At 70.0% G+C, this 3082-nt stretch carries 2 protein-coding genes; both read left to right on the top strand.

Going from position 1 to position 3082, the window contains the following annotated elements; all coding sequences use genetic code 11:
• Positions 1 to 226 precede the first annotated feature (226 nt).
• On the top strand, positions 227 to 1957 hold the full coding sequence (locus tag TSO221_RS34035) for an NAD(P)H-dependent oxidoreductase subunit E (protein WP_109122887.1): 1731 nt from the start codon (positions 227 to 229) through the stop codon (positions 1955 to 1957).
• On the top strand, positions 1954 to 3082 hold a 1129-nt coding region (locus TSO221_RS34030), incomplete at its 3' end, for a 2Fe-2S iron-sulfur cluster-binding protein (RefSeq protein ID WP_146208999.1). The genes TSO221_RS34035 and TSO221_RS34030, both read left to right, overlap by 4 nt.

The following is a 3082-nucleotide window of genomic DNA, read 5'->3' as shown; positions in this document are numbered from 1 at the left end:
GTGACGCGCTCGCCGCTCCTGGGCGAGCACACCGACGAGATCCTGCGCGACGTGCTCGGCTTCGACGAGCGGCGCATCGCCACAGTCCGCGACGGCGGGGCGCTCGGCCGCCTCCCGCGCATGGCCGCCGAGTAAATCAAAGGTAACATCGCTAAGGGCTCCGGTGCGCGCGCCGCGCCGCACCGGGGAACCACATAAAAATAAGGGAACGGGTATGGATACGGTCATGGCTTCCAACAAGCGAGCCATTCATCCCGGCGCCGGGCGCCGGAACACGCGGCCGCAGCCCAAGGGGCGGCAGGTCGATCCGGCGGCTCTGGCCGAGGTGCAGGCGCTGCTCGGCGACCGCTCCCGCCAGCGGGACCTGCTGATCGAGCACCTGCACCTGCTGCAGGACACCCATCATTGCCTGCACGCCCGCCACCTCGCGGCGCTGGCGCAGGAGATGCGCCTGTCCCTGGTCGAGGTGTACGAGGTCGCCTCCTTCTACGCCCACTTCGACATCGTCATGGACGGCGAGCAGACGCCGCCGCCGGTCACCGTGCGGGTGTGCGACAGCCTGTCCTGCTGCATGGCCGGCGGCGAGAAACTGCTGGAAGACCTGCCGGCGACGCTCGGTTCGGAGGTGCGCGTGGTGCGCGCGCCCTGCATGGGCGCCTGCCACAACGCCCCGGCGGTCGCCATCGGCCACGCGCTGCACGAGAACGCCACGGTCGACAGCGTGCTCAAGGCGGTGGAGAGCGGCGACACCCACCCGCACATCCCCGACTACACCGGCTTCGACGCCTACCGCGCCGGCGGCGGCTACACGCTGCTGGGCGACTGCCTGGACGGCCGCCGCGACGTCGAGGACATCCTGCACCGCCTGGAAGGCGCCAACCTGCGCGGCCTCGGCGGCGCCGGCTTCCCCACCGGGCGCAAGTGGCGCTTCGTGCGGCACGAGGCCGGCCCGCGCCTGATGGCGGTCAACGGCGACGAGGGCGAGCCCGGCACCTTCAAGGACCGCTTCCACCTGGAGGCCGACCCGCACCGCTTCCTCGAAGGCATGCTGATCGGCGCCTGGGTGGTGGAGGCGACGGACGTCTACATCTACCTGCGCGACGAGTACCCGCAGTGCCGCGAGATCCTGGCCCGGGAGATCGCCGTGGTGGAGGCTGCCGGTCTGGCGCGCCACACCCGCATCCACCTGCGCCGCGGTGCCGGCGCCTACATCTGCGGCGAGGAGTCCGCGATGCTGGAGAGCATCGAGGGCAAGCGCGGCCTGCCGCGGCACAAGCCGCCGTTCCCCTCGGTGGTCGGCCTGTTCGGCCGGCCGACGCTGATCAACAACGTCGAGACGCTGTTCTGGATCCGCGACATCATCGAGAAGGGCTCGGAGTGGTGGGGCAGCTTCGGCCGCAACGGCCGGACGGGCCTGCGCAGCTACTCGGTCTCCGGCCACGTCCGGGATCCGGGCGTCAAGCTCGCCCCCGCCGGCATCTCCATCCGCGAGCTGATCGAGGAGTACTGCGGCGGCATGGCCGAGGGGCACACGTTCACCGGTTACCTGCCGGGCGGCGCCTCGGGCGGCATGCTGCCGGCCAGCATGGACGACATCCCGCTCGACTTCGGCACGCTGGAGCAGCACGGCTGCTTCATCGGCTCGGCCGCGGTGGTCGTGCTGTCGGACCAGGACGACATGCGCCGGGTCGTGCTCAACCTGATGTCCTTCTTCGAGGACGAGAGCTGCGGCCAGTGCACGCCGTGCCGCGTCGGCACCGAGAAGGCGGTGTCGCTGATCAAGCGCCCGGTGTGGGACGAGCCGCTGCTCGACGAGCTGGCGGCGGTGATGGGCAGCGCCTCGATCTGCGGCCTCGGCCAGGCCGCCATGAACCCGCTGAAGAGCGCCCTGAAGCACTTCCGCGGCCGTCTGAACAACGCCGTGAGCAACGAAAAGAACCGGGAGGGCGCCCTATGAGCGGCCGCATCCATTTCCATCTCGACGGCAAGGAAGTCGAGGCCCAGCCGGGCGAAACCATCTGGCAGGTCGCGACGCGCCTCGGCACCGAGATTCCGCACCTCTGCCACTCCAACCAGCCCGGCTACCGCTCCGACGGCAACTGCCGTACCTGCATGGTCGAGGTCGAGGGCGAGCGCGTGCTGGCCGCGTCCTGCATGCGCAAGCCGACCTCGGGCATGTACGTCCGCACCGCCAGCGACAAGGCCAAACAGGCCCGCAAGATGGTGTTCGAGCTGCTGGTCGGCGACCAGCCCGAGCGCGACAAGGCGCACGACCCGGACTCCCGCTTCTGGAACTGGGCCGACAAGGTCGGCGTCAACGAGAGCCGCTTCCCGACCCGCGCCAAGCCGGCGTCCGAGGACTTCAGCCACCCCGCCATGGTGGTGCAGCTCGACGCCTGCATCCAGTGCAACCTGTGCGTCCGCGCCTGCCGCGAGGTCCAGGTCAACGACGTGATCGGCATGGCGCTGCGCGGCCACAACGAGAAGATCGTCTTCGACTTCGACGATCCCATGGGCGACAGCACCTGCGTCGCCTGCGGCGAGTGCGTGCAGGCCTGCCCGACCGGCGCCCTGATGCCGAAGACCCAGGTCGAGCTGGACACCGGAATCTTCAAGGCGGCGCCCGAGCGCAAGGTGGACAGCGTCTGCCCGTACTGCGGGGTGGGGTGCCAGCTGACCTACAACATCAAGGACGAGAAGCTGCTGTCGGTGGAGGGCCGCGACGGCCCGTCCAACCACAACCGGCTGTGCGTCAAGGGCCGCTTCGGCTTCGACTACATCCACCACCCGCACCGGCTGACCAGGCCGCTGATCCGCCGCGAGGGCGTGTCCAAGCACGACGTGGACATCGACCCGGCGAACCCGCTGACCCACTTCCGCGAGGCGTCGTGGGAGGAGGCGCTGGAGCTGGCCTCGGGCGGCCTGAAGCGCATCCGCGACACGCACGGTGGCTCGGCGCTGGCCGGCTTCGGCTCGGCCAAGGGTTCCAACGAGGAGGCATACCTGTTCCAGAAGCTGGTGCGCACCGGCTTCGGCACCAACAACGTCGACCACTGCACCCGTCTGTGCCACGCCTCGTCGG

This window comes from Azospirillum sp. TSO22-1, assembly GCF_003116015.1.
Taxonomy (GTDB): Bacteria; Pseudomonadota; Alphaproteobacteria; order Azospirillales; family Azospirillaceae; genus Azospirillum.
This window is presented reverse-complemented; position numbering and strand designations above follow the sequence as displayed.

What these genes read in the sequence shown, in the direction of transcription:
- TSO221_RS34035 (WP_109122887.1), top strand. Translation starts at nt 227, where the DNA reads ATGGCTTCCAACAAGCGAGCCATTCATCCCGGCGCCGGGCGCCGGAAC.